4 protein-coding genes and 1 pseudogene are annotated in these 4,031 nt (G+C 32.0%); all 5 read left to right on the forward strand.

Going from position 1 to position 4,031, the window contains the following annotated elements:
• A partial coding sequence (locus tag SPD90_RS04760; protein ID WP_320924467.1) for a hypothetical protein occupies positions 1-335 on the forward strand: 335 nt, incomplete at its 5' end.
• A 53-nt stretch (positions 336-388) separates the two neighbouring features.
• Positions 389-649 carry a PqqD family protein gene (locus SPD90_RS04765; protein ID WP_320924468.1) on the forward strand — a complete coding sequence of 87 codons (261 nt, stop codon included), beginning with the start codon at positions 389-391 and terminating at the stop codon, positions 647-649.
• Between the two features lie 171 nt (positions 650-820).
• Positions 821-2,587 (forward strand): ABC transporter ATP-binding protein, encoded by a 1,767-nt coding sequence (locus tag SPD90_RS04770; protein WP_320924469.1) that lies wholly within the window; start codon positions 821-823, stop codon positions 2,585-2,587.
• 369 nt (positions 2,588-2,956) lie between these two features.
• On the forward strand, positions 2,957-3,343 hold the full coding sequence (locus SPD90_RS04775; protein ID WP_320924470.1) for a helix-turn-helix domain-containing protein: 387 nt from the start codon (positions 2,957-2,959) through the stop codon (positions 3,341-3,343).
• A 290-nt stretch (positions 3,344-3,633) separates the two neighbouring features.
• Positions 3,634-3,865: pseudogene (locus SPD90_RS04780) on the forward strand (MerR family transcriptional regulator); the annotation flags it as partial.
• Positions 3,866-4,031: the final 166 nt, after the last annotated feature.

The following is a 4,031-nucleotide window of genomic DNA, read 5'->3' on the forward strand; positions in this document are numbered from 1 at the left end:
AAAAAAATAAAACTACATTCAGCAGTAGCAAAGGCGTCACTTATGGAAAAACAACCGTTGCATATGCTGATAAACTAGAAAAATCATCAGCTGTGAGCTGTACTAAAGTGGAAAATAATGGTATAAAAGTTACTAATAAATCAGGCAAGGATATCCCTTGTGTGCGTATTTTCTACAAATACAAATCAGACGATGGATATTATGTAGGTGGAATCACTTATACTGCTAAGGTAGAGGATTTAAAGGCTGGTAAGAGCCAAACTGTTTACCCATCTCACTTTGCTTCTGAAGGTGGAGAGATAATGATGGTAAAAACTTACAATAGTAAAAATTAGTGGATATTTTGTCGTAATAAAGGGAGACGGATATTTAGCTAGATGGAGGTAATATGAAGTTTAAGAAGGAATTTATGTTGAGAGAGATAGTTGGAGAAACTGTTTTGATACCGACTGGAGAGACAGCTGCTCATTTTAATGGATTGATTTCTGTTAATGAATTGGGTAGATTTATATGGGATAATTATGAAAAGGCTGAAGATGAGGACGAGCTTTTGAGCTTTATTTTGGAGGAATATGAGGTTGAGAGAGACGTCGCTAAGGCTGATTTGGACGAGTTTTTGCAGATTTTGAGAGATGCAGAGATTATATAGAAAATGCGGGTATGCTGAGTACCCGTTTTTTTGTGGAATTTATTTTATATAAATTTGTATAAATTTTAAAATATTAGGTTATAATAAGAATGTGCTTATGAAGGTATTGTTAATTATGCAATTGAGCCGGTGTGATGAAATTTTTGATTTTACAAAATACGGGGGGATGAGATGGAGCTTATAAAAAAGGTAATAACTAAAATAAAAGAAGGCATGCTGCAGGAGATGTACATGGAGACAAAATGGATGTATCAGTATGCTGTGAAATATAAATATCAGATAGGATTTTACATATTTTTAGGAGTATTAACATCTATTATGGGAGTTGGTTCGAGTTATTTATCTAAAATGGTAATGGACTCTATTAATGCGCAACAGGGAAAATATGTGTTGATATGGGCAGTTCTTATGGGTGCTTTATCAATAGTTACTATTTTTATAAAAGCAAAGACTTCTATGATTTCAGCTAGGATCAGTATTAAGGTCAATAATGAGATTCAGTCAGAGGTTTTTGATAATATACTGGTTACTGATTGGATATCAATGCAGGAGTTTCACAGTGGGGATTTATTGAATAGATTGAATAGCGATGTCAATACTGTGTCGTCTAGTATATTGGGATGGGTTCCTACGCTTATAACGTCTTCTGTGCAGTTTTTAGTTGCTTTGACGGTGTTATTGTATATGGATCCTGTGATGGCTATTATAGCTCTTTTGAGTGCGCCTGTGATGATTGTTTTGTCTAGGACTCTTATGAAAAATATGAGAAATTACAACAAGAAAATGAGAAAGGTTTCGAGTGAAGTTATGTCATTTAATGAGGAGTCTTTTCAAAATATACAATCTATAAAGTCTTTTGATTTAATTGGACTTTTTAGTGATAGATTAAAGGCTGTTCAGGAAAATTATAGAGCTGTATTTTTAGAGTATAATAAGTTTTCTGTGTATACTTCTTCTTTTATGTCAGTGATGGGATTTATTACTTCTTCAAGTTGTTTGGTGTGGGTAGTTTATAATTATCTATGGAAGATAGGATTTGACAAAATGGGTAGTGTGACTATGCTTATGATGGTAGCAAATATTTTATCTGGATCATTTAAGTCACTAGCAGGTTTGATTCCATCTGCTATATCAGCTACTACTTGTGCAGGTAGAATTATGGAGTTTTTCGACTTACCAAAGGAAGAAAAGTTAGATGATGAGAAGGTTAGATTAATCGATGATAATACTAAGGGTAGAGGACTTACGATAGAGCTAGACGATGTTGCGTTTAGTTATGACGATACTAAGGTTGTATTTAAGGACGCAAATGTCAAGGCATCTCCGGGAGAGATTGTTGCTCTTGTGGGACCTTCAGGAGAAGGCAAGACTACTATGGTGAGGATTTTCCTTGGGCTTATTAAGGCTAAGTCAGGTAAGGCACTTATAAAGGATATAAATGGTATTAGCTGTAATATATCAGCCGCCACAAGGAGATTTTTCGCATATGTGCCACAGGGAAATACTATTTTCTCAGGGACTATAGCTGATAATATGAGGATGGTCAAGCCTGATGCTACTGATGATGAGATAGTCGAGGCTTTGAAGGCTGCTTGTGCATATGATTTTGTGGATAGATTGCCTGATGGGATAAATTCTAAAGTCGGCGAGAGAGGTGGAGGTTTTTCTGAGGGACAGGCTCAGAGACTGTCTATCGCGAGGGCTCTTCTTAGAAAGTCACCTATTTTGCTGTTGGATGAGGCTACTTCGGCTTTAGATGTGCTTACTGAGAGAGAGGTTCTTAGAAATATCATGAATATGGGTTATGCTAGGACTTGTATTGTTACGACTCATAGACCGAGTGTGCTTACTATGTGCGATAGGGTTTATAAGATAGATAGCGGAGAGGTCAGTGATATTGACCAGAAAGAGGTTGCTCAGCTGATAATGGATTTTTAATAAATATAAATGGGATTGTAGGAAAAGATAGAAAGATCTCAAAATTTTTTTAGGGGAATTTCTATCTTTTTTGTTTTTTAATTACAATATTTGACGGTAGATAAGTACTATTTTTTACATCTATGTATATAAATAAACATATATTTCATGTGTTTTTGAAAAAAAGCTAAATAAATGAAAAAATATGGGAAACGAAAAACGTTGTAATTTTTCTGAAAATGTTTTATTATCATATCAAATAGAAAATTTATAAAAAGTTTTACAATTATAAAGTTATATATGAATTCATATGGTGTAGTGCTTGTCCAGGTGGAGAGCTTGATGTGTTTGTTTTTTGTCTATGATTGTTGTGAATGGAGGCGTATCTTTATGGCGAACACAAATAGTATGAATATAGAATTTCGATGGAGTGTTGAAGGAGATATTACATGTTTTTGTTGTTTTTTAAAAAGTTATTTGAAAAAGACGAAAAACGAAGCTCTCAGCAGTATACCTTGGGTATTTTTTGTATATATGAATAATATTTTCGGCAATGAGTATGTATATATACGTGGGACTTCTTATCTGGAGAGGATTTTTAGAAATATGGAGATACTGAGGCTGTATAATTTGGGGGTTTCTACTAAAAATATTGCGGCAACTTGTAATGTGGGCGAGAGACAGGTTAGAAATATTATAAATGAAGGGTATCGTTATGATGCTGTTGATGTTTCTGATATGTTTGAGGATAGGGTTATAATGTTGAATTTGAGATAATATAGAGGATTTATTTTGAATATAAAATTCCGAGTTGAAAATAATATAAAATTAGAAATTTTTAACAAATTAATAAAAATGTATAAATTTATAGGTTATATTTTTTACATAATTATGATAAAAAATTATATATATTGTTAAATGTTTTATGTTATTGTACTATTATACATACAATTGTTTTATGATAAATTTAGGAGGAATATAACAGTTAATATAAATATATAAAAATATATAAAATCATAGTATATTTTTATATATCATGCAGATAATACTATCGAGGTGATAAATAAATGAAATATTACTCAATAGGAGAATTTGCAGATAAAATAGGAAAAACAGTTCAAACTCTTAGAAATTGGGATAAAAATGGAACTTTAAAACCAAATCATGTAACAAAAGGTGGAACAAGGTATTATTCTCAAGAACAACTTAATCATTTTTTAGGTTTGAAATCAAAAGATACGCGAAATTATAACAGATATCGGAAGTGGAATTAACTATAACAAAACAGGATTAAATAAATTTTTCCTAAATTTAAAAGTAAAAGAAAGTCTAAGCCTAGTTTTTATGTAGATACTGATAAAATCCAGTTCACAGATACACATGTTAAACTCGAAAAATTAACATTAAGCAGAAAGAAAAATAAACAAAAGTTTAACTGGATAAAACTTGCTGAAAAAAATAAAGT

Origin of the sequence: Intestinibacter sp., assembly GCF_034113885.1 — a bacterium.
In the GTDB taxonomy this organism is placed as follows: Bacteria; Bacillota; Clostridia; order Peptostreptococcales; family Peptostreptococcaceae; genus Intestinibacter.

What these genes read in the sequence shown, in the direction of transcription:
- SPD90_RS04765 (WP_320924468.1), top strand. Translation starts at nt 389, where the DNA reads ATGAAGTTTAAGAAGGAATTTATGTTGAGAGAGATAGTTGGAGAAACT.
- SPD90_RS04770 (WP_320924469.1), top strand. Translation starts at nt 821, where the DNA reads ATGGAGCTTATAAAAAAGGTAATAACTAAAATAAAAGAAGGCATGCTG.
- SPD90_RS04775 (WP_320924470.1), top strand. Translation starts at nt 2,957, where the DNA reads ATGGCGAACACAAATAGTATGAATATAGAATTTCGATGGAGTGTTGAA.